Consider the following 20,505-nt stretch of genomic DNA (forward strand, 5'->3'; position numbering starts at 1 on the left):
GGTCTCTCTAAATGATTCAAGAAATTCTAGAATGGTACTTTGGACTTTTCGGATTTTCTTTAATCACCGGTGTATTGCTCTGTCTTTTTGCCATATTTGTTGACCTTATATGGAGCGTCATTAAAATAGGCCTCTTGATAATCTCAAGATTAAGATCATTAGGCAAAAAAAAAGAATGCAAAACTTATCCTTCAATATCCATAATTATTCCTGCCCATAATGAGGAAGATTGCATCGAAGGGTCCATATTATCATACCTAGAGTCACGTTATCCTGATGAAAAAAAGGAGATCATCATAGTTGACGATGCATCAACTGATAAGACCTATCAAAGAGCATTGCCATATGCTAAAAAAGGACTTATTAAACTTTATAGAAAAACTGGCAAAAGTGGATTCAAATCCAGCCCTTTAAACTATGGAATAGCAATGGCAAAAAACGACGTTATTATTAGCTTGGATGCTGACACAAGATTGGACGTAACTTCTCTTTATGAGATAACTAGGCCATTTGGAGACGAGAGAGTAATGGCGGTTGCAGGAAACGTGAAAGTAAAGAACATGAAAAGCCTACTTGAAAGATTTCAAGCCTATGAATATACTTTTTCAATGCAATTAGGAAAAAGAATACAAGCTTTGTTAGGCACTATACTAATTGTCCCTGGATGTTTTGGGGCATTTAAGAAAGAATATATTAAGACAGTTGGGAGCTATGATAGAAGCTCAATCACAGAGGATTTTGATCTTTCTCTTAAAGTAAAAAAAAGACAAAGAATAGAATATGCCCCAAACGCCCTTGCTTGGACAATTGCCCCGGATTCATGGGGGTCTTGGATTAGGCAACGAATAAGGTGGTCAAGGGGAGAGATTGATACATTTATGAGGCATAAGAATATATTTTTTAATCCTTATTTTGGCCTAGCCGGAGTTGTTGCAGCGCCAGGTATGTTTTTCTCTGACGTTTTCCTTCTTATTGTTAGACTTATATATTTTATAGCATTATTCTTAGTAGTTTTTATTTGGAAGGGTTTTGATCAATTCTTCAACGTATTGGAAGTATACCTAAGGGTCTTGATTATGAATCTTGGCATATACCTTTTTATTGAATTGATTTCAGTTGTTGCTATTTTATCTCAGCCTACAATTAAAAGGGATTTGCCCAATATTTTATTGGCGCCTTTAATTGTTGCAATATATCGCAGCATACATGGACTTGTCAGACTTAAAGGATACTATGATTATTTTAGAAAAAAATCTATGGAGTGGTAATTATCAATAAAAAAAATTCTTTGGATGAAGATATTAAAGTCAAAATCGTTCCAGTTTTAGTTTTTTTATTATTCCTGCTTATTATTTTATCCCCGGTATTGCTATGGATTTCAGAAGAAAATAAAGAACTTAATGTCCTAGTCCTAGACAACACTGTTCCAGATACAAAATACAGAGAGCATAGGGGATTGTTCTGGATTTTAAATAATGAAAAATATGTATTAGAAGGCAAAAACTACAATAAAAAAATAGATTACTACGGATTTTTCCCGTTGAAGGATAAAAAATATGAAATAAAAAAAGTTCCATTTAACCTAGAGAATATTGATGTTATATACCTTGCAGATAGTTACGGCGTATATGAGAAAGAGTTCTATGAAGAAAATATAGAAGGAAGTCGTTCAAAACTGATTTATGGTGGCATGTATAAAGATGATCTAGCTGCTATTCAAAGCTATCTAAAAGACGATGTCACACTCATAGCAGAGTTCAATATCTTTGGGAGCCCAACGCTAGAAGATACCAAATTAAAATTGTATGAAATATTAAAAGTTGAGTGGTCAGGGTGGATTGGCAGATATTTCTATGATCTTTCAGAAGGTGTTGAAGTTCCAGTATGGGCGGTAAACAACTGGCAAGCTCAAAATAGGGCGGTATGGAAATTCTCTGGACCTGGTTTTATTTTTGCAGATGAAAATGACCATATTGTTGTTTTGGAACAAAAGAAAGATATTACCTCAAAAGGATGCGTTATGAGGTATACCGAAGAGGGCAAAAAATATTTTGGGATAAATGAGGACATTAGATACAATTACTGGTTTGATATAGTAAAGCCAAAGGATGGGGCAATTGTATATTCGTCTTTTTTGCTTGACCTCACAGATAGCGGAAGACAAAAACTTGAAGAAAAAGAAATACCGCTGAGTTTTCCTGCCGTTATTTATTCAACTAATGAGGATTATACTTCATATTATTTTGCAGGCGATTTTATAGATATCGATACCGTTCCATACGTACACTGGATAAAAGGGTACGATCTTTTTAGTAAATGGACATCATCAAATCAAGATGAGTTTGAAAACAAAGGATTTTTCTGGCATGGCTATGTACCAATGTTAAAAAAAATACTGTTTGATGCCTATGAGAATACGGCCAACTAAAATATTTATAATATTTTTACTTTGATTAATTTTATAAGAGGAACAGATACTACAACTATATATCCTCAGTTTTAAAATCGGTGATAGAATTATGAACGGAAATAACAGGAGTAATATTAAGCCGGGTGTGAAAGTATCTATTGTATTGAAACAAGACCAGCGTTCTGGAAAACTAACTAGTGGAGTTGTCAAAGACATACTGACTAATTCTCAAACACACCCGCATGGGATTAAAGTTCGCCTTACAACTGGAGAAGTTGGGAGGGTGAAAGAAATATTTCAATAATAGATGTAACCTTCAATTAGAAAAATTATTAGTATATCTACTCTTTCTTTACCTTTACCTTGTAGTGACTGGGTATACCATCTTTCTCACTTGTTAAACCTTTATCCAATACAATATAACGTTCAGATTCTCCATTTTCTAGATTTCTTTCAATAATATTCCCCTTATTTACGGCTATATTAGTATCCGCTATGTATATTACATCTTTACCTATAGAACCATCCAAAAATAGAGTTTTATTTTCGTCTTTTTTTATTAACTTTATAGGTTCCCAGGGATTCTCATTGAATATTTCTCTTAACTTTTCCTGTTTTTTGTTTTCTAGTTCATCCTCTACAAGCTTAATTGCATAGGGGTAAAGACCTTGAATCCAAAAATCAAATACGCCATTGTAATTTGAGGGTAATGAAATAAATTTTAAGTAATGATTATCTCTTAAATACACATAAGAATTATTGATTCTCTCAGGTGACCAGTCCTCAAACTCTTGAACAACATTCTTTGGGCTAATCCCATCTTTTTTTTCTTTAATTAATTCTTTATATAAAAAAAGAAGTAATTTATTGTAATCTTCCTTACTGGTCATGTCAACAATTTCTATTATATTTTGTCCTTAAATAGGTAACTATTAGGAAGACGAGGATAGAAGTAAGAAAAATTACAGATATATCATATGGATAGGATTATATATGGAAAGATAAAAATAATAATGAGTAATAATAGGGGGAAATAAAAATGAGACAAAAAATATTTTCATTTGAAATAGCATTATTATTCTTAATCTTAGTTGTCGGTTGTACCAGTCAGAACGTGCCAAATTTTGAAGGAACATCATGGAAGATGGATAACTATTTGAGTAATATAGACCACCTTGTTAGCCCGGTGTCAAACACAAACTTAACACTTGAATCTAAAGATGGGCGAATCTCTGGATCTTCTGGTTGCAACAGCTTTTTTGCCAAGTATACAGTAGAAAAGAACTCTATGTCGTTTGGACTAATTGGCGCTACAAAGATGCACTGTTCTAATCCAGGTGTAATGGAACAGGAGCAAACATACTTTATGAGACTAGAATCAGTTAAAACTTATAAAATTGAAGGCGGCAAGTTAAAGTTGATTGATGGCAACGGTAAAACTGTACTGGTATTTTCAAAAAATTAATTCGAGGAAAGAAAGTGAAATAAAAAATAAATTATTAGATTCTAGACTGTACATTTTGATGCAAAATGGAATCCCATATCAACTGTCTTAGTATCACAAACATTATCTAAAGTAGTTGACCATCCATTTTGTAATCCTAATGAGTCAGAAGTTTCAAAACCTGTATTTATTGAGGGGCTATTTCTAGAAAGGAAGTAATCTATTTTTTGCCCGTTAATCCAGTTCTTCCATGTATATGCCCCACTTAAAAATTTTGGATCTTTTGAAATACAGCCAGTTCCTTGGGTTACTCTCAAGAAATTGTTTTTATTGCTCCAGCTATTTGTGTAAGTAACAGATGTTCCACTTGAACCTTCTATGCCAGATATCCCATTATCAGTTGCAATGCTGTTGGATATTGTTCCACGTCCTTTAAATTTAATTCCGCTTCCAAAATTGTTTGAGGATGTGCAATTAATTACTGAAGAGCGGTCATCGACTGATATGCCATCATTTGTTTTTGAACCTGCAGAAAGGCAATTTTTAACTGAGCTAAAAATACCTGCCCTTATGTTGTTCCCCGTATTGTTTAGTGAAATTATATTTTCGATTATTCCATTTCTATCGATTTTTATTCCGTCAAGCCCATTATTTTCGACATAACAGTATCTTATTGTAATGTTAAGATCTCCGTAAATACCGAATCCTTTATTATCTGTAATGATACAATTTGATATTTCTGAATCACTTGAAAGTGATATTGCGTCCTTAGAAGAATTTTTTATGGTAAGATTTTTTATTTGTATATTGTCTTTGGTAGTAGTTATACAATTGCCGGTGTTACCAGATGCATCAATAATCGTCTTGAATGGATCATCACCGATTATTTTAACATTTTCAAAAGGGATTATAATAGTTTTCGTGACTAAATATGTGCCGGCATGGACACGTATAATATCCCCAGTTTTAGAATTTTGTATAGTATCTACTAAATTATTTCCGTTAGCTATAGCATCTTTTCCTGCATAAACATCTAATCGTGCTGCTGAAGCAGGAGTCATTGCAACAAAAGTTGTTGCAACTAAAATGCCCAGTATTAATATACTAATTGCTTTTTTCATAAAATCACCGTTTTAGGCATCTTGACTCTATACGCCCCAATATAAGGATATTTGAATTAAGAAATACAATTACTATTTCACTATATTATAAAGTATAGTATTTTCATTTCCAATACTTTATCAACTAAACAAATAATAAGAAAATATATTATTGACGATAAGACAATCGGCTATTGATAACAGGAAATTAGTTATTAAAATATAGAAAATTATTTCAGATGCCTATTTATTTAACTGGATAATGTAAATTATAATGACAAATAGGGTCACCAATATAATAAATTGGATGTTCTGAAATTTATTATGCTCAGGTGTGGCTTCCTCAATAACTTTTGAGGGCAATAATCTAGGCAACTTAATGTAAAAATCTTTAGAATTATCCGATTTAGTGTTGGGTTTAGGAAGTTTTTTTTCTATTTCATTAGTTGGTAGTAACGGCATCTTTATCCCTAATTAGGATTTACTTGAGTGTTTTTAATTCTTTGTATATGACTTATTTTTTTAATGAAAGAATCTAGAGTTACGCTATAAATATAGTAAAAAAATTAATTTTTAAAAAAAGATAAAATTAAATTATATTATGGAACAACAAAGTCTATTGTGATTGTATCGAATACTCCATTTGGAGAGTATGCTATCATTGTCACTTTGTACGTGCCCGATGGAACGTTTGGACCTACTGTAAAGATGGCAGAATATGTACCTATATTGTGGGCAGTTATCTTCTGGGCATCTGGTTGGACTGATACCGTAACACCTGCTGGCAGACCTTCAAATCTGACCCTTGAATCGTTCTGTGTGAAGAATCCTCTGTTTTCTACCTGCACCATAGCTTGCTGGATTCCAGGAGATATTGTCAGTGACGATAGTATTTTACCGTCTTTAATGACTGTTGGGCCTCCTGCAATTGAAAGTGTTTCAATGTCAACTTTTGGGTAGAGAATTGAAGAGGGCAAAGATGGCTTTTGTTTGCAATCGTAGCAGCATTTTTGCTCTGCATAGAAGGTAATCATTCCTGTACCGCTGATAGTAATTGTTCTTGGAACGCCTTGATTTACAAAAACTATTCCAGGTACTGCACTAAAGGGCTTCTGACCAATATACCAGACTACCATATGTTGGCATTGTGGCCCTACGCATTCAGCAAATTGATAAGGCACGCCATTAATTAATATTTCTCCGTCAATTGAATCAATTCCCAAAATCACAATCTCGTTCATATTACAACTGTAGTTTGGGGGCAAGTCGTATCCACTACATGGTGTTGAACATTCAAGAGTTGTTGTAGATCCACATTGTCTCATATCATAGCAACAAGTTGGATGTACGCCATTACCATTTCCATTACGGTTTCCAAGAAGATATCCACAAGGTGGTGGATCTTTGAAGAATGTACGAGGATTTGTACATGATGGAACATTTATTGTAATTGGTTGATCTACTAAGAAAAATGGTTGTGAAGTTGGCTCCCCATATAAATAGCAATAGGAGCTTTCACAGCATTCTTGATATGACTTTTCATCGTTTGGGTATAGTTCTTCACATACGTCTGGACACAAGTGATTTTGAATTAAATTATTAACACATAGTAGATCTTTTGCATAGCAGCCTTTTACATTGTCATTATATACCTCCATCCAGTAAGGGTGGAACCACTGTTGCTGACAATACTGAAATGACTCAACTTCACAGCAATTATCTAAGCAAGCTTGGCATTCCGAAGATATTACGTCTACAGGACATCCATATGTAGGAAAATCTTGACCGCACGACCGTTCACAGTAATCATGACACCAGCAGGTTCCTGGAACATTTCTACATGCGCATTGATCATGAGTGCATTGCTGGCACATTGAAGGAGGATAGTTATTACACACATATTCTGAACCCCCTGATATCACAATAGAAACACTAGCTATTCCCATGATTAGGGTCAAAAATATAGCGAATAATTTTTTCATATTTAATCACTATCCGGATAGCGACTACTATTGTAGTCGCATTAAATTTGATTCTAAACTATTTATCTTTTTTGGTTAAACTGCCATGATATTGACAAACTTTAATAATTGATATATCATATACTAAACTGTGGCATCAAAAAAACACGCATGTGAATGTAAAAATACGTCCCAAGACATACTTAAAAAATCGTTAATTGCTGGATTCCTTACATTTTTGTGGCTTTTAGTAAGGTCTGGCACTAGGCCTTCAAGAATTGTATATCCCTGCCAAAGGGCTGCGGCAACCTACACTTTTTATTCTATCGGATCTTTAATCTTCCCTATTTTTGGGCTTAAATTAAATATTGAAGATTTATTTAAATCAAAAAAGAAGATTCTTAGTTTAGTGGCAGTTATTGTTATAGTATTACTTATATGGAATTTAAATAACTTAAATAATAAACCTGGAGAAATTAACTTGATAGAAGATGATCTAGGAATTAAAAATAATATAGTTCCAAATCCAACTTCAAAGATTTTTGTTATTCAAAATACTGTTGGAGAGTATAGCGGAACAAAAAAATTAATAGAGCTTATGGAAAAAAATAATCAGCCTTTCTATAAAACAAATAATAACAATGGTCTTATTTCATCTGATGACGTCATACTTATCAAAGTTAACTCCCAATGGAATGAACGCGGCGGAACTAATACTGATTTAGTAAAATCACTGATACAGATAATAACTGAACACCCCGATGGATTTAGTGGCGAAATAATCATCTGTGACAATGGGCAAGCACAGTTTGGATCAGAGGGGAGCGGAGGATCATTAAACTGGCGATACAATAATGCCGAAGATACTTCCCAATCAATGCAGAAAGTCGTGAATCAGTTTACTAGCAAATACAAAGTTTCAACTTTTTTATGGGATAATATAACTAATAATGAAGTTAAAGAATATCTAGAAGGGGACTATAAAGATGGATATATCGTATACAAAGAATCAGACCCATATACAGGCGTAATAGTTTCATATCCAAAGTTCAAAACTAAATACGGAACTTATATTAGTTTCAAGTACGGAGTTTGGAATCAAACTAAGAATGAGTATGATTCAAATAAACTTAAGGTAATTAATGTCCCAGTCTTAAAATCCCACGGAACTTATGGGGTAACAGCTAGTGTTAAGCACTACATGGGGGTTGTTTCTGATAAATTGACAAATCATAATGCCCATAATAGTGTTGGTAGCGGGGGTATGGGAACACAGATGGCCGAAACACGAGTGCCTACTCTAAATATTATTGATGCAATTTGGATTAATGCAATACCCAAAGGAGGGCCTATTACATCTTATAACAAAGCATATCAGTCAAAAATAATTGCAGTAAGTACCGACCCAATTGCCCTTGATTACTGGTCTGCTAAAAATATACTTATGCCTGCATCTAAGAAAATTGGATATACAAATGTCATATCCCTAGACCCTGATTATCAAGAAGTTAGATCTTTCGGCTCGTGGCTTTTACGCTCAAAGGAAGCGCTTAACAGAGCAGGTTACAACTACACAACGGATATTAAAAAAATCAGTGTTTATGTAGATTAATCTCAATAGATTATTTAGGTTCCCAAAGTCCAAATACATTGTTTTCAGTATCTAAACATATAGCAAGATACCCGTATCCCGGTATTTTTGTTTTTGGCATTATAATTTTTCCGCCAAAGTTTTCTATTTTTTTAGAATAAGTATCTATAGAGGATACGCCAAAATAGTTTGTAATTCTTTGGCTTGGATCTCCTCTCTTCCCCATGCCCCCACCTATGCCTTCTTTTCCATTTTCATCGACAGTCGAAATGCCATAGTACTCAATTTCTCCGGGCATTCTTTCAATTTTCCATCCAAAAATCTCTTTATAGAACTTTTTAGCCCTGTCAATATCATCGACAGGTAGATCAAAATGCACTATTGTTGGCATGCGTATTATTGAACTTAAAAGTATATAAATGTTTTTTAAAATTTTTAGATAAATATATAAAATAAATCTTTTACTTGTTATCATGGCGAAAAAGAAATCCTCAAAAAATAAAGCAATCGAAAACAAGATTAAATTACCTTACGAGAATTATATTATAGGATTATTCTTGACTTTTTCTCTTGTTATTGGCGCATACCTTAGGAGTTGGTCATTACGATTCGGCATAATGATGAGTTATGATACATACTACTTCCTAAGGGAGGCTTCTTACTATTTAATGGGTGGTTTGCCTAAAATAGACCCGATGACACCAACTGTAGTTAGATATTTTTTGGAAGAAGATGTCCAAGGAGTTCCAATTTTGACATCCTTTATTTCAAGAATTACGGGGATTGACCTTTTACAGGTCCACATGGGATTACCAATTGTTTTAGGCCTCATATGCTCAGTGATTACATTTTTCATAGTTCTTTTTGTGTGGAAGAATAAGTATCTCGCTGTGATATCGGCATTCTTTTTATCCATTATGCCTGCTTTTATTTACAGGACAACGGGAGGATTTATGGAAAAGGACACTTTGGGTGCCCCTTTCTTCTTGGTATGTCTCTTACTTGCAGTATTGATTATCCGAGAAAAAAATACCAAATTCATGGCTATTTACGGAGTTCTATCTGTTCTCTCAATATATCTTTATGCGAACTCATATGGGAACTTTTTCTTCATACCCATAATAATAGGGATGTACGTGATTCTACAGCCACTTGTAGCTATTGAAGAAAAAAAGAAAGCTTTGTCTTTAAAAGACAGATTGATGGGAGATTTATCAACATGGATATTACTCCTATCGGGGATTATAGGTCTAGTATTGTCTCTTGTTCTATTACCCCCCTACCAAAATGACCCCCTCAGGATAGAACTTTCTCTCATGGGTCTTGCTTTCGGAGCACTGATGCATTTGACAAGAGCTTTTGTTAAAAACAAAACATATTACCTCGGAGCCTTGTTTGCATGGTCCGCTCTTTTATTGGCGGCGGCGTATTTTGTCCTTGGATACAACATATTATCTTTCTTACTACTTTCTGACGTACATGGGATATCTGGCCAGGGGCAGGCTATGACATTTATAGACGTTATTGACAAGTTCTATGTATTCCCAATACTGGCCGTGATCGGAGTTATATATGTTATTTATCAAATCAAAAATAAAACGTCGCCAAATGAAAATCTTTTCTTTTTAGGATCATTTTTATTTACTGCTTTTATGGCTTATCAGATGCTAAGAAATGCCTTTTTCTTCGCAATTCCTCTGGCAATATTTGCGGCTTTGGGGATAATTGGAATATATGAATTTTCCCAAAAATACCTTGACCCCAAGAAAGCTTTGGCTTTGGCTACGATAGTACTTATCGCATTTAGTGGTATTTCTGTTTACAACTCAAATGACTATAAGACTAGTCTAGTTCCGCATCTTACAGATAACTGGCTTACAGCTTTGCTCTGGCTAGATGGTAATACACCTCAAGATGAAGTTGTTTGTAATTGGTGGGACTATGGATACTGGATACAAACAGTAGGGAATAGACGAACTATATCTGATGGAATGAGAACAGGAATGGGCCCTTGGATAAGTGGCTATTCAGAATTACTTGCTTCGTCAGATTCAACTGCAATGCAAAGATTACTTTCAATGGAAGAAGCTGCATACGCACAAACAGGCAATAGATTTACAATGAAACATGTGATAGTAGACCAAAGTCTTCTTATCAAGACAGGAGTCTTAAATTCCGTAATACAGAGAGATGTCTTCAGCACTGCTTACTTCTATTTCAGAGGAACCTCAAAAAACGGTGCCACTACTACATATGTGTATGAGAGTGGCGATACTAGATTGTATCTTGTAACAGATGACAAAGTAACTTATTGCTATATAGAGCAGGCAAATCAAAGATATGGGGTGTCCAACTTCGTAGTTGAAAATCCACAAGGAAAGAATTTTGTTTATGAGAATATACAATATGATCTTCAATCGATTGCCCAGATAATTTACCTAACCCCACAGAATGCGATAATGATTCCTCCAACGTTAAAGGACACTTTATTTGCTAGGCTTATTATATACGAAACTGATCTTAAGAACTTTGAACTTGAATACGACAATGGTTATGTAAAGATCTATAAGGTATTAAGATAATCATTAAAGGGGAAAGATATGCAAAATCAAGACAGATCGTTATTGAAGGATCCTAAGTCAATAGCTGCAATAGTATTCATTATTCTAAATCTAATTTACATTATAAGCCCTATTGATTTTATACCCGATTTTATTCCAGTTATAGGTTGGATTGATGACATTATTGCATTATTGATAGCTATTAGCATTGGGGTAAAATATTTTGTAAAAAAGAGGTCCTGAAAAATCAGGTAGAAGAATTAATCTAATCTCCAAAATTATAGATATTTTTGTTTAGAAAAGGATATTATTCTCCAATTATTTTTATTAATACTCTCTTTTTTCTTTGCCCGTCAAACTCCCCATAATAGATCTCTTCCCAGGGGCCAAAATCTAATTTTCCGTTAGTAATAGCAATCATGACTTCTCGCCCCATGAACTGTCTTTTTATGTGCGCATCACCATTTGTCTCTCCGGTTCTGTTATGCCTATAAAGTTCAGGGTTATAAGGGATGTTTTTTTCTAGCCAGTCTTTAAAGTCTTGATGTAAACCTGTTTCAGCATCATTAATGAAAACACTTGCAGTTATGTGCATAGCATTTACAAGACACAATCCTTCTCTTATTTGGCTCTCAGCCAAAGTTTCTTCGACTAGTGAAGTGATATTAATGAATTCAACTTTACTTTTTGTGTTAAACCATAGTTCTTTTCTATAACTCTTCATAATCTCAAATAATAGTATTTGTTTAAAATTTTAATTATTGGGCTAGTTTGTTTAATTAGATTAATCATGTGGGGGTTGCACTCCCCACATGGCCTGCACAAAATATACTAGGAAAAGGTGATGTTTTGCGCAGTTATGTGGAAAATAGATAGCTATTTTAAAAATATATTGTTTCTTTTATAACAATATATTCTCAGAATGTCAACTGTCAAACATTCTTATCGGACTACCATGACTGAAGACGATGCATTGTGGAGTACTTTCTCAGAAACGCTGCCTAAGAAAATCCTGTCTATAGCTGATATGCCCTTTGCCCCCATCACAATCAAATCGTCTTTTTTTGATATTCTTATAATTTCTTCATCGGGAGATCCTTCTAATATCTTTTTGGTGATTGTTAATCCAACTTTAGAAGCCATTTCTTCTATTTCGTCTAATACTAAAGCTCCTTCCTTCTTCATTTTTTTTCTGATTTCTTTTATCTCGGTATCGTCCGTATAGATTACTGGAGAATATGGTGGGCCAACATAAGCGCTTATAGGTACATGTACTACATATAAGGTAATTAACTCAACATCCATTTTCTTTGCCAAATATATTGCTTTTTTTGCAGACCTCTTTGACGATTCAGAACCGTCAACAGGCGTTATTATTCTCTTAAATTCTTTTTCCATCCTAATATATAAGAAAATGTATCTTATAAATTTTACCTAGTGAAAAGGGTATTACTATGAAAAATCGTAAATACCACTTATATTTAAGCTATTCATGAATAAAATTTACTTTTCAATGCCAGTAATATTTGTAGAGGATATCAAAGTTTCAAGGGAATTTTATCAAAATATCTTTTCTCTTGAAGTAGAAGCGGATTTTGGAGAAAATGTTGTATTTAAAAAAGCGTTTTCAATTTGGCAGAAAAAACGTGCAAATACAATAATTTTTGGAAACAAAATTATTAGTGAAAGAAAGGAAATTAATAATAATATCGAACTTTATTTTGAGACAATCGATATTGAATCAATTTGGGAAAAAATATCTTCATCAAAAGTCGAGATTATCCACCCAGTCAAAGAAGAGCCTTGGGGCCAGAGAGTGCTTAGATTCTATGACCCTGACAAATTCATTATAGAAGTTGCAGAACCAATGAGTGAAGTAATTCAAAGATTACATCAATTAGGAATGTCCAAAAAGGATATTTCTATTAAGACGCAGATGCCATTAAAAGCTGTTAAAGAAATTATTTCGTGAAAAACAATTGTCACAAATCTTCTAGGTAATCATATTTAGATAAGCATTCTACCCAGTCCACCCATATTCCACGAACTTTTTTTCTTTCCCGCATACCGGACATTTAAAAGTTCTAAGAATAAGATTATTTGAAATCTGTTTCTTCTCTAATTCATCCATGGGTACCCCATGCACATCACATTCATAATTTTTATTCATTTTATCACCTATTCAGATCTCTTTGCGTATGTTTTATTACAAAAACTACACTTGTAAAACTTAACATAATCACCGCGATAATCCCCTTCTCTTGTAAAATCTAAAATATTCCCACAATCTTTGCAATATTTTGGCTCTTCTTCTGTCTTGACTTCACTTTCGATATCCTTTATTGTATTTTTATCTGAGTTCTCATAAATTATTCTTTTTTTAATAATATTAAATTCATCTAGAGTTATTACATTATGTTTCCTTAATTCATTTAATCTTTCAAGGTTAGATATAATATCTTCTGTTTTGGCTTCATTTTCTTCCATGTTCTCATATTCGCTTACGTTTTCTGGAAATTTTAAGTCAATGTTGGAATCATAATCTTCTTTATGGCCAAAATTTCCGTATATCCCGTTTCTTATAAGTCTGACAACGATTTCGGCATCTTCATGAGAAAGTCCCGAAATAATAACTTCGTCTGATTCAAATCTACTGTTTAGATAGATTTCCGTGGAGAGAACACCTTTTTTCATCCTAACATTTGATATATCTTTAAAGTGATAATCATTTACAAATTTTTTTAATCCAAAAATGCTGGGATCTCTAAAAATAATTCGGTAGTTTGTTATATAGATCTTGGCCGGAGTTGTGAAAGAGCCACCCTTCTTAACTCTTGATTGTTGTGCAGCGTGCAATACTTCTTCACTTGGAAGTAAAATGCTTTCAATATCCTTTTCAACTTTAAAATCTTCCATATTCTCTATTATTATATGATGGATTAATATAAAAATATATTCAATGTTCTACTAAAAATACTAATTGGCTTTTGCTTCTTGTTTAATCCCCCAAGGTATCCAAGTTACTGCTTGTAGAGTTCCTTCAAGGATTACAGATATCAAGAATATTGCAATGTTTTGATAAATGTTATAATTTGTTGCATAGAAGAATAGCCACAATATTAGGAAAATTAACCAAGTTGAAGCTAAAACTATTGATAGTACAATTCTCCCGGTAAAATTATAGTTTAACATTTTAGGATTATCTATGTAATCCATAAGCTTCACCTCAAAATTAGAATGTATCAAAATTTATATCTCTTTCTGATTTGATTTGGAAGTTTGATAAAAAGAATTAAATAATGTCGCACATCTAACTTTTAGGGATAATATGCAAAAGCCAAAAATTATTATTCACAATACAATTAGTATTGATTCTTCAATAAAGAATTTTGAATGCAATGTAGGCCTTCACTATCAAATTGCTGGAAACTATGAAGCGGACGCGCATCTTATTGGTTCGATGACAGCAAAAACTGGATTAGAGATGTACTCGGGCATAATTCCCCCAGAAAAAGAACAGGATTTTAGAAAAAAAGAATTTGGAATAGATGACAAAAGACCCTTTTGGATAATAGTAGATACAAAAGGGAGACTTAAAGGCTTAATGCATATGTATCGAAGATTTGAATATTGCAAAGAAGTTATAGTTCTTCTATCTGCGGATTCGCCAGTAGATTATATCAATTATCTTAAAGAAAGAGATTATGAATACATTATATCTGGTAAAGATCAAATTGATTTTCCTTTTGCCCTTGATACGTTATATACTAAATACAACATAAAAACAATATTAACGGATACAGGTGGAACTCTAAACTCTGTTTTATTGGAAAAGAAACTAGTTGATGAGCTAAGCCTGATTGTTACCCCATCTATTGTTGGTGAAAAGTCTCAATATTTATTTAAATCGTTACGAAATACTAATACCCTAAATCTAAAATTAAATAGGGTAGAAGTACTGGAGAAGAATTTTGTTTTCATAAGATATGATGTCACCTATTAAATCTTTTTATGGATTTATTTTTTTTATATATAGACATATATACCAGACAGGAAAAAACTAATAGAATGATTAACACCAATTTATTTTTTTTAGGTATTAGTTTCTATTTAGTTTAGACTATTAATAAACAATTGATGTTTAAAATTAGATATTATTAATAATATAAATATATTTTTTAAAATTATAAATATAGTATAATAGATAATTTTAAATAATCTAAGAATCATATTCAATGTTGCACAGGTCGAAACTTCACTAGACTAATGTTGAAGTAATTTCCTTATGATTACTTAGCTCCACTATATCAGGACCTAAAAATCCCGATATAGAAGCCCTGTAATCTTTTGGAACTAAACTCTAGTCATGGTCAAATCCTTAATCAAACATTGCGTTTGAAGGAAAGAAGAGGCATGCTTCATGCTTTTTTCTTTTGTCTCCTTGGATTTAGATTGTTTCGAGACGTCGAAACAAACTAGAGCCTTCACATATTCCAGTGAAGCGACAAACTGTGCATTTTTTTTATTATTAATCTCTTCAGAATAATCTGTTTTATAAATAATAGTCATAACATTTTTATATATTATTAATCTAGATATTAAGAGAATTTAATGGAAGGATAAAATATGAGAAGAATCGCTTTTTTTGGAATAGCATTAATTGCTATATTGTTAGTTTCAGGATGTGCAACAGAAACACCGATTGATGAACCGAAATCCACAGAGGAACCCAAAACTACAGAGCCCCCTGCAGAAACACCAGTTGAAGACCCTGAGCTCCCAGCACAAACAAATTTATGGAAGGCAGATGGGATTATAACACAAAATGAATACAAGAACAGCAGAGAATTTGGAAGTGGAAGATTTACAGTATATTGGTCCAACGATGAGGAATATATTTACATGGCCTTGAAAGGTCAAACTTCAGGATGGGTCTCTATAGGGTTTGAACCGACTATTGCAATGAGAGATGCAGACATGATTTTTGGTTTTGTAAGTGAAGGAACCCCTACAGCCCTTGATCAATATTCTACTGGAGATTTTGGCCCCCATCCATCAGATGAGCAACTTGGTGGTACAAATGATCTAATCGAAATTAGTGGTAGTGAAGCAAGCGGATATACAATTATAGAATTCAAACGCAAACTTAATACTGGAGACAAATACGATAAAGCATTTACTAAAGGCCAAAATATAACTATAATATGGGGTTTAGGACCTTCGGATTCGATTAATGCTCTACATACACTAAGAGGTGGCGGTAGTATAAAATTAGATTAATTTTTTATTTTTTCTTATTTTTATTAGTCAGCTCAACATAATCTTCTCTAATGGGAAAGAATACATCTATAATGTTGCAATCTGTTAATGCAACCCCAGAATGATTTACATTAGGCAAAACTATCGCAACATCCCCCTGTTCCATTATTCTTTTTTCTGCTCCAACTTTGAACTCAAACTCCCCTTCGAGCATAGTTGCAACTTGTTCATGGGGGTGAGAATGATCGGGGAATATAGCTCCTGCTTGGATTTTCCAGTAAGCAAATGTCATGTTTTTTGAATGAACAAACTTAACTTTAATTTTTGGTAAAATATCTATCTCTTCTATATCATTAAGATTATTAAAAGTCATAGGATCACCTGACTCTAGATATAGGTTATTTCTTAATAAGATTTTTGGAATTTAATAAATTTCTACTCAAGACTTTAATCAATCTAAAATGAAGTAATAAATGAATAAAAACAAATACACCCATTAATAACCCTGCCCACTCATGTATGAGAGTAGTCCAATAGGTAGAGAAGAATATACCAATTTTGGCAAAAAATAATAATGCCCCTTTAAATTTAATAACTCCTGTTAAAAAAGATATGAGAAATGTTATTCCCATTCCAATGTCAATATAATAGTTTATATGCGATCTTTTCATCTGCTCACTTGAAATTTAAAAATTTATTAGATTTCAATATAAATAATTAACTAGCATGAATAATGGCCAAAAATATTAAGGGAATTATAAATTAGAAGATTATTTTTAAAGCTTCTAATCATGAGATATAAATCTCTGATTTCATAATCCTTAAATATCTAAAAATTAAATAGAAATTGACAAAAGGCCATAATATGAAATCAAGAAAAAGGATACGATGGAACAATAATGAAGAAGACTGGGATTGTGGAATTCAAGCACTACACAATTTGCATAAAATAACAGGGACTAAAAAGAAAGTAAATCCACGGAAAATTAAAATAACAAAGAAGGAAGGAGTTTCGAGTTTTCTAAAATATAGAAAAGCTTTGAAAGAAGATCCCAAAGTAAAGCAACTAAAGGTAAAAGCAGAACCTAAACCAAAGGAAATAAAAGAATGGCTAGAAGAAGATAAACCAACTGGTAAAACACAAAATGTTGCAATTATCCATACGAAAGAGAAAAATGATAGATATGGCCACTTGTCTCTGGCATACAAGGCAGAAGGAAATGAAATTAGAATTGCAAACTTGGTAGATGAAAAGCCAAGTTCTAAAGTCCATATCAGAAAATTAAGTAATAAAAAGACTAAGTTGAAACGTGCTTATTTCTTAAAGGTAAAAAGAAAACAAAAGAATTAGTTTTTGATATACATTTTTTTTATCAATACAGGCTCTTTAGGAACGTCATCGTGAAAAACTCCGTCAGGGGAGCTCCTAGAAGTTGTAGGCACAGTTTTGATTTTATCAATTACTTCTGTTCCGTTGATTACTTTTCCAAAAACTGCGTATCCAAATCCTTGAGGTGTTGTGTTGACATGATCAAGGAAAGAGTTGTCTGCTACATTTATGAAAAACTGAGAAGTTGCACTATCGACTATGCTAGTTCTTGCCATTGCTATTGAATATTTCTTATTCTTAAGTCCATTTGTTGCTTCATTTTTTATAGGTGGATTAGTTAATTTTTCTTTCATACTTGGGTCTAGCCCACCGCCTTGAATCATGAAGCCATCTATAACCCTATGAAATATTAGACCATCATAAAACCCATCTTTCACATAACCTAAAAAATTTTCAACTGTGATTGGTGCTTTTTCAGTATCTAACTCAACTTCAAAATTTCCTTGAGACGTCTCAACTACAACTATTTTTGACATTGAATCACCTAAACTAGCTATTTTGAATCTATTTAAAAATATAATGTGTGATAAATTTAAGAAAAGTACTTTATACTAAAATCCGTAGATTATTCTTAGCATTGCCACAAATACTAAAGACACTATCCAAATACAAAAAGGCACTAGAAAGCCACTTTTTGTGAAACAACTTAGAGATGATCCGCTCATATAAACTCCTCATTTTCTACATATATTATTGCAATAATTATATATAAATGTTTCGATATTGATAAGCAATAATATTAATTATTATCGTCAATCTTATCTAATACATCTAGTTTATTAAGAACTTGAAAACTATTTAAAAAGTTATGGACAACAGATTATTCGACAATCAACGTATGATGAAAACTCAAAAAATTTATAAATTGTCAAAATATTTATTAATGAGGTATATTTATGTTAAATCAGATATCTTATTACCCCATCTTAGGCTATCCGTTTATACTCTACTTAGGAGTAATGGCTTTAATTCTTTTCTTAATTGCCATTTCAATATCTACTGTTTTTAAAGGAAAAATAAAAAGTCACTTCAAAACACATAGAACAATTGCAATTATTTCCATAGTTATTGCATTGATACATGGATTAATGGGAATATTGGCATATTTATAGCAACTTACTTGAGTTTTTCTTCCAATAACTTTCTAATTTTTATTAGTTCTTTTTTCACATCGCCTTCATTCAATGATTCATAAGTTTCAACGGCCACAGGCCTTTTTCCCCTAACAAAATCCAAGATCATATCCCTGACTTCTGAATAATTTTTCATGCCATCTATTTTTATTTCAGAAAAACCACCTGAAGCTGAAGATACAGAGTAACCCGCAGTTTGTATTTTTAGCGAAGCAATACCTAATCCTCTGGATATTGGCCCCTGCTTAATATCAATATTAGTAATCCTATTGTAGGGAACTACACCAATTGTTTTAAACCACACACCTCTGTTCCATGTAATTTCAGTTTCAGTCATTTTGTAGACAATCGAAGAATAATATTTGGGTATCCAATAAAGGGTGAAAATAATAATAATAGCAATAGGAATTACTGTTATTGCAACAACAATTATTTTCACAGTTTGTGGAGAAAAGAAATAGACTACTACCATTGTAGGCAAGTACCAAGAAAGAATACCAAATACAAGAATTAGCAGTAAGTAAGTATAAAAAAGGTTTTTCAATTTTATCGAAGGCCAAAAATCTTGACCAATTTTAATAGCTGACTCTTCCATGATTATTATTAGGATTAGTATTTTTTAACTTTACCGTTTCACCACACTTGAATAACATCCAGTTCCTCTCTTGATCTTTGAATTTAATAAGACAATATTTCCCATTAAGTCTATTACCATTTAGATCTATTACTATCTTATCTTTCTCATTTTCTATAAGTGCAAATGTTCCTTTATCCCATATTTCAACTTTCCCTGCGCCGTAATTTCCTTCAGGGATAGTTCCTTCGAAATTAGCATAATCTAAAGGGTGATCTTCAGTATATACGGCTAGCCTTTTCACGCCCTTTACACTTGGGGGAATTTTTGGTATTGCCCAGGACTTTAATACCCCATCAATTTCTAATCTAAAATCATAATGAAGTCGTGTGGCGTCATGTTTATGTATAACATAAATTCTCTCTTTTTCAGACATTTACCCACCTTTTTTTTATTAAAAGATAGCGACATTGTATAATACGTTAAGCATATTTATTAAGTTTGAGCTCAGAATAAATATTATGAAAATCAAGATATTCGTCACAGGAGGAACTTTTGATAAAGAATACAATGAGATCAAAGGAGAGCTATTTTTCAAGGATACGCATCTGCCTGAGATGCTTAACATGGGTAGGTGCAGAGTATCGGTAGATATTAGAACATTGATGATGATAGACAGCCTTGATATGTCAAATGCAGATAGGAATATTATCCTTGAAAACTGCATAAATACAAAAGAAGAAAGAATATTGATAACTCATGGCACAGATACAATGATAGAAACTGCAAGATTACTGGCTAAAAATATTAATAACAAAACTATAGTTTTAACTGGGGCAATGATTCCTTATAAATTTGGGAGTTCTGATGGATTATTCAATCTAGGAAGCGCTCTTGCTTTTGCCCAAACTTTGCCGGTTGGTGTGTATATAGCCATGAATGGAAAATATTTTCCCTGGGACAATGTTAGAAAGAATAAAGATCTCGGCGAATTCGAAGAGATAGAATATGATTTAATTTGATATTATCAATAATAATGAAATTAGATAATTTTATAATTCAATTAAAGAACAAATATAAAA

The 20,505-nt window shown here is 32.7% G+C and carries 27 protein-coding genes; 13 read left to right on the forward strand and 14 right to left on the reverse strand.

The genetic code is table 11. The features are described from left to right. Nucleotides 1–11: 11 nt before the first annotated feature. The 3 genes from PLI06_04560 to PLI06_04570 all read left to right on the forward strand — a co-directional run bounded on the left by PLI06_04560 (nt 12) and on the right by PLI06_04570 (nt 2,714). Nucleotides 12–1,268, forward strand: coding sequence for a glycosyltransferase (locus PLI06_04560; protein ID HOI76866.1), 1,257 nt, complete (start codon nt 12–14; stop codon nt 1,266–1,268). Between the two features lie 20 nt (nt 1,269–1,288). Next, nucleotides 1,289–2,428, forward strand: coding sequence for a hypothetical protein (locus PLI06_04565; GenBank protein ID HOI76867.1), 1,140 nt, complete (start codon nt 1,289–1,291; stop codon nt 2,426–2,428). 91 nt (nt 2,429–2,519) lie between these two features. Next, nucleotides 2,520–2,714 (forward strand): YwbE family protein, encoded by a 195-nt coding sequence (locus PLI06_04570; protein HOI76868.1) that lies wholly within the window; start codon nt 2,520–2,522, stop codon nt 2,712–2,714. Nucleotides 2,715–2,751: 37 nt separating this feature from the next. On the opposite strand, the gene PLI06_04575 is transcribed toward PLI06_04570, so the two are convergent. After that, entirely contained in the window at nt 2,752–3,300 is a 549-nt protein-coding gene (locus PLI06_04575) for a hypothetical protein (protein ID HOI76869.1), read from the reverse strand. 149 nt (nt 3,301–3,449) lie between these two features. Between PLI06_04575 and PLI06_04580 the strand changes: the two genes are divergently transcribed. After that, nucleotides 3,450–3,875 carry an META domain-containing protein gene (locus tag PLI06_04580; GenBank protein ID HOI76870.1) on the forward strand — a complete coding sequence of 142 codons (426 nt, stop codon included), beginning with the start codon at nt 3,450–3,452 and terminating at the stop codon, nt 3,873–3,875. 41 nt (nt 3,876–3,916) lie between these two features. Here the strand turns inward: PLI06_04580 and PLI06_04585 are convergent, their stop codons facing one another. Beyond that, on the reverse strand, nt 3,917–4,975 hold the full coding sequence (locus tag PLI06_04585) for a right-handed parallel beta-helix repeat-containing protein (protein HOI76871.1): 1,059 nt from the start codon (nt 4,973–4,975) through the stop codon (nt 3,917–3,919). A gap of 578 nt (nt 4,976–5,553) precedes the next feature. Then, a complete protein-coding gene (locus tag PLI06_04590) occupies nt 5,554–6,936 on the reverse strand; it encodes a hypothetical protein (protein HOI76872.1) in 1,383 nt (460 codons plus the stop codon). Between the two features lie 130 nt (nt 6,937–7,066). Here PLI06_04590 and PLI06_04595 point away from each other — a divergent pair, with 130 nt between their 5' ends. Beyond that, on the forward strand, nt 7,067–8,527 hold the full coding sequence (locus PLI06_04595; protein ID HOI76873.1) for a DUF362 domain-containing protein: 1,461 nt from the start codon (nt 7,067–7,069) through the stop codon (nt 8,525–8,527). A 10-nt stretch (nt 8,528–8,537) separates the two neighbouring features. Here PLI06_04595 and PLI06_04600 read toward each other — a convergent pair whose 3' ends face one another. Further along, a complete protein-coding gene (locus tag PLI06_04600; GenBank protein ID HOI76874.1) occupies nt 8,538–8,897 on the reverse strand; it encodes a VOC family protein in 360 nt (119 codons plus the stop codon). An 82-nt stretch (nt 8,898–8,979) separates the two neighbouring features. Here PLI06_04600 and PLI06_04605 point away from each other — a divergent pair, with 82 nt between their 5' ends. After that, nucleotides 8,980–11,088, forward strand: coding sequence for an STT3 domain-containing protein (locus tag PLI06_04605; protein HOI76875.1), 2,109 nt, complete (start codon nt 8,980–8,982; stop codon nt 11,086–11,088). Between the two features lie 18 nt (nt 11,089–11,106). Beyond that, nucleotides 11,107–11,310: a DUF1232 domain-containing protein gene (locus PLI06_04610; protein ID HOI76876.1), complete on the forward strand. Its 204-nt coding sequence runs from the start codon at nt 11,107–11,109 to the stop codon at nt 11,308–11,310. A gap of 64 nt (nt 11,311–11,374) precedes the next feature. Here PLI06_04610 and PLI06_04615 read toward each other — a convergent pair whose 3' ends face one another. Together PLI06_04615 and PLI06_04620 are read right to left on the reverse strand one after the other, a co-directional pair. Beyond that, nucleotides 11,375–11,791, reverse strand: coding sequence for a secondary thiamine-phosphate synthase enzyme YjbQ (locus tag PLI06_04615; protein HOI76877.1), 417 nt, complete (start codon nt 11,789–11,791; stop codon nt 11,375–11,377). A 218-nt stretch (nt 11,792–12,009) separates the two neighbouring features. Continuing rightward, nucleotides 12,010–12,465 carry a universal stress protein gene (locus tag PLI06_04620; GenBank protein ID HOI76878.1) on the reverse strand — a complete coding sequence of 152 codons (456 nt, stop codon included), beginning with the start codon at nt 12,463–12,465 and terminating at the stop codon, nt 12,010–12,012. A gap of 94 nt (nt 12,466–12,559) precedes the next feature. Here PLI06_04620 and PLI06_04625 point away from each other — a divergent pair, with 94 nt between their 5' ends. Next, nucleotides 12,560–13,039, forward strand: a complete 480-nt coding sequence (locus tag PLI06_04625; GenBank protein HOI76879.1) for a VOC family protein — start codon at nt 12,560–12,562, stop codon at nt 13,037–13,039. 48 nt (nt 13,040–13,087) lie between these two features. Here PLI06_04625 and PLI06_04630 read toward each other — a convergent pair whose 3' ends face one another. Genes PLI06_04630 through PLI06_04640 form a run of 3 tightly spaced genes read right to left on the reverse strand, consistent with a single transcriptional unit; the run spans nt 13,088 to nt 14,283 of the window. Beyond that, complete coding sequence (locus tag PLI06_04630; protein HOI76880.1) at nt 13,088–13,237, reverse strand: hypothetical protein; 150 nt, start codon at nt 13,235–13,237, stop codon at nt 13,088–13,090. An 8-nt stretch (nt 13,238–13,245) separates the two neighbouring features. Beyond that, nucleotides 13,246–13,983 (reverse strand): PH domain-containing protein, encoded by a 738-nt coding sequence (locus PLI06_04635; protein ID HOI76881.1) that lies wholly within the window; start codon nt 13,981–13,983, stop codon nt 13,246–13,248. A gap of 60 nt (nt 13,984–14,043) precedes the next feature. Beyond that, entirely contained in the window at nt 14,044–14,283 is a 240-nt protein-coding gene (locus PLI06_04640) for a hypothetical protein (protein HOI76882.1), read from the reverse strand. Nucleotides 14,284–14,395: 112 nt separating this feature from the next. Between PLI06_04640 and PLI06_04645 the strand changes: the two genes are divergently transcribed. Continuing rightward, nucleotides 14,396–15,070, forward strand: a complete 675-nt coding sequence (locus tag PLI06_04645) for a RibD family protein (protein HOI76883.1) — start codon at nt 14,396–14,398, stop codon at nt 15,068–15,070. 350 nt (nt 15,071–15,420) lie between these two features. Here PLI06_04645 and PLI06_04650 read toward each other — a convergent pair whose 3' ends face one another. Continuing rightward, nucleotides 15,421–15,636 (reverse strand): hypothetical protein, encoded by a 216-nt coding sequence (locus tag PLI06_04650; GenBank protein ID HOI76884.1) that lies wholly within the window; start codon nt 15,634–15,636, stop codon nt 15,421–15,423. Between the two features lie 57 nt (nt 15,637–15,693). On the opposite strand from PLI06_04650, the gene PLI06_04655 reads away from it, so the two are divergent. Continuing rightward, nucleotides 15,694–16,347 (forward strand): DOMON domain-containing protein, encoded by a 654-nt coding sequence (locus PLI06_04655; GenBank protein HOI76885.1) that lies wholly within the window; start codon nt 15,694–15,696, stop codon nt 16,345–16,347. A 4-nt stretch (nt 16,348–16,351) separates the two neighbouring features. On the opposite strand, the gene PLI06_04660 is transcribed toward PLI06_04655, so the two are convergent. Further along, entirely contained in the window at nt 16,352–16,699 is a 348-nt protein-coding gene (locus PLI06_04660; protein HOI76886.1) for a cupin domain-containing protein, read from the reverse strand. Between the two features lie 492 nt (nt 16,700–17,191). On the opposite strand from PLI06_04660, the gene PLI06_04665 reads away from it, so the two are divergent. Next, nucleotides 17,192–17,677, forward strand: coding sequence for a hypothetical protein (locus PLI06_04665; protein ID HOI76887.1), 486 nt, complete (start codon nt 17,192–17,194; stop codon nt 17,675–17,677). Here PLI06_04665 and PLI06_04670 read toward each other — a convergent pair. Then, nucleotides 17,674–18,192, reverse strand: coding sequence for a peptidylprolyl isomerase (locus PLI06_04670; protein HOI76888.1), 519 nt, complete (start codon nt 18,190–18,192; stop codon nt 17,674–17,676). The two genes, PLI06_04665 and PLI06_04670, sit on opposite strands and share 4 nt — an antisense overlap. Before the next feature lie 420 nt (nt 18,193–18,612). On the opposite strand from PLI06_04670, the gene PLI06_04675 reads away from it, so the two are divergent. Next, nucleotides 18,613–18,828, forward strand: coding sequence for a hypothetical protein (locus PLI06_04675; protein ID HOI76889.1), 216 nt, complete (start codon nt 18,613–18,615; stop codon nt 18,826–18,828). Between the two features lie 4 nt (nt 18,829–18,832). On the opposite strand, the gene PLI06_04680 is transcribed toward PLI06_04675, so the two are convergent. Together PLI06_04680 and PLI06_04685 are read right to left on the reverse strand one after the other, a co-directional pair. Next, complete coding sequence (locus PLI06_04680) at nt 18,833–19,444, reverse strand: PH domain-containing protein (GenBank protein ID HOI76890.1); 612 nt, start codon at nt 19,442–19,444, stop codon at nt 18,833–18,835. Then, entirely contained in the window at nt 19,425–19,859 is a 435-nt protein-coding gene (locus tag PLI06_04685) for a DNA polymerase ligase N-terminal domain-containing protein (protein ID HOI76891.1), read from the reverse strand. The genes PLI06_04680 and PLI06_04685 overlap by 20 nt, the downstream gene beginning before the upstream one ends. Nucleotides 19,860–19,944: 85 nt before the next feature. Here PLI06_04685 and PLI06_04690 point away from each other — a divergent pair, with 85 nt between their 5' ends. Further along, entirely contained in the window at nt 19,945–20,445 is a 501-nt protein-coding gene (locus PLI06_04690) for an asparaginase domain-containing protein (protein HOI76892.1), read from the forward strand. Nucleotides 20,446–20,505: the final 60 nt, after the last annotated feature.

This window comes from Methanofastidiosum sp., from assembly GCA_035362715.1.
Lineage (GTDB): Archaea > Methanobacteriota_B > Thermococci > Methanofastidiosales > Methanofastidiosaceae > Methanofastidiosum.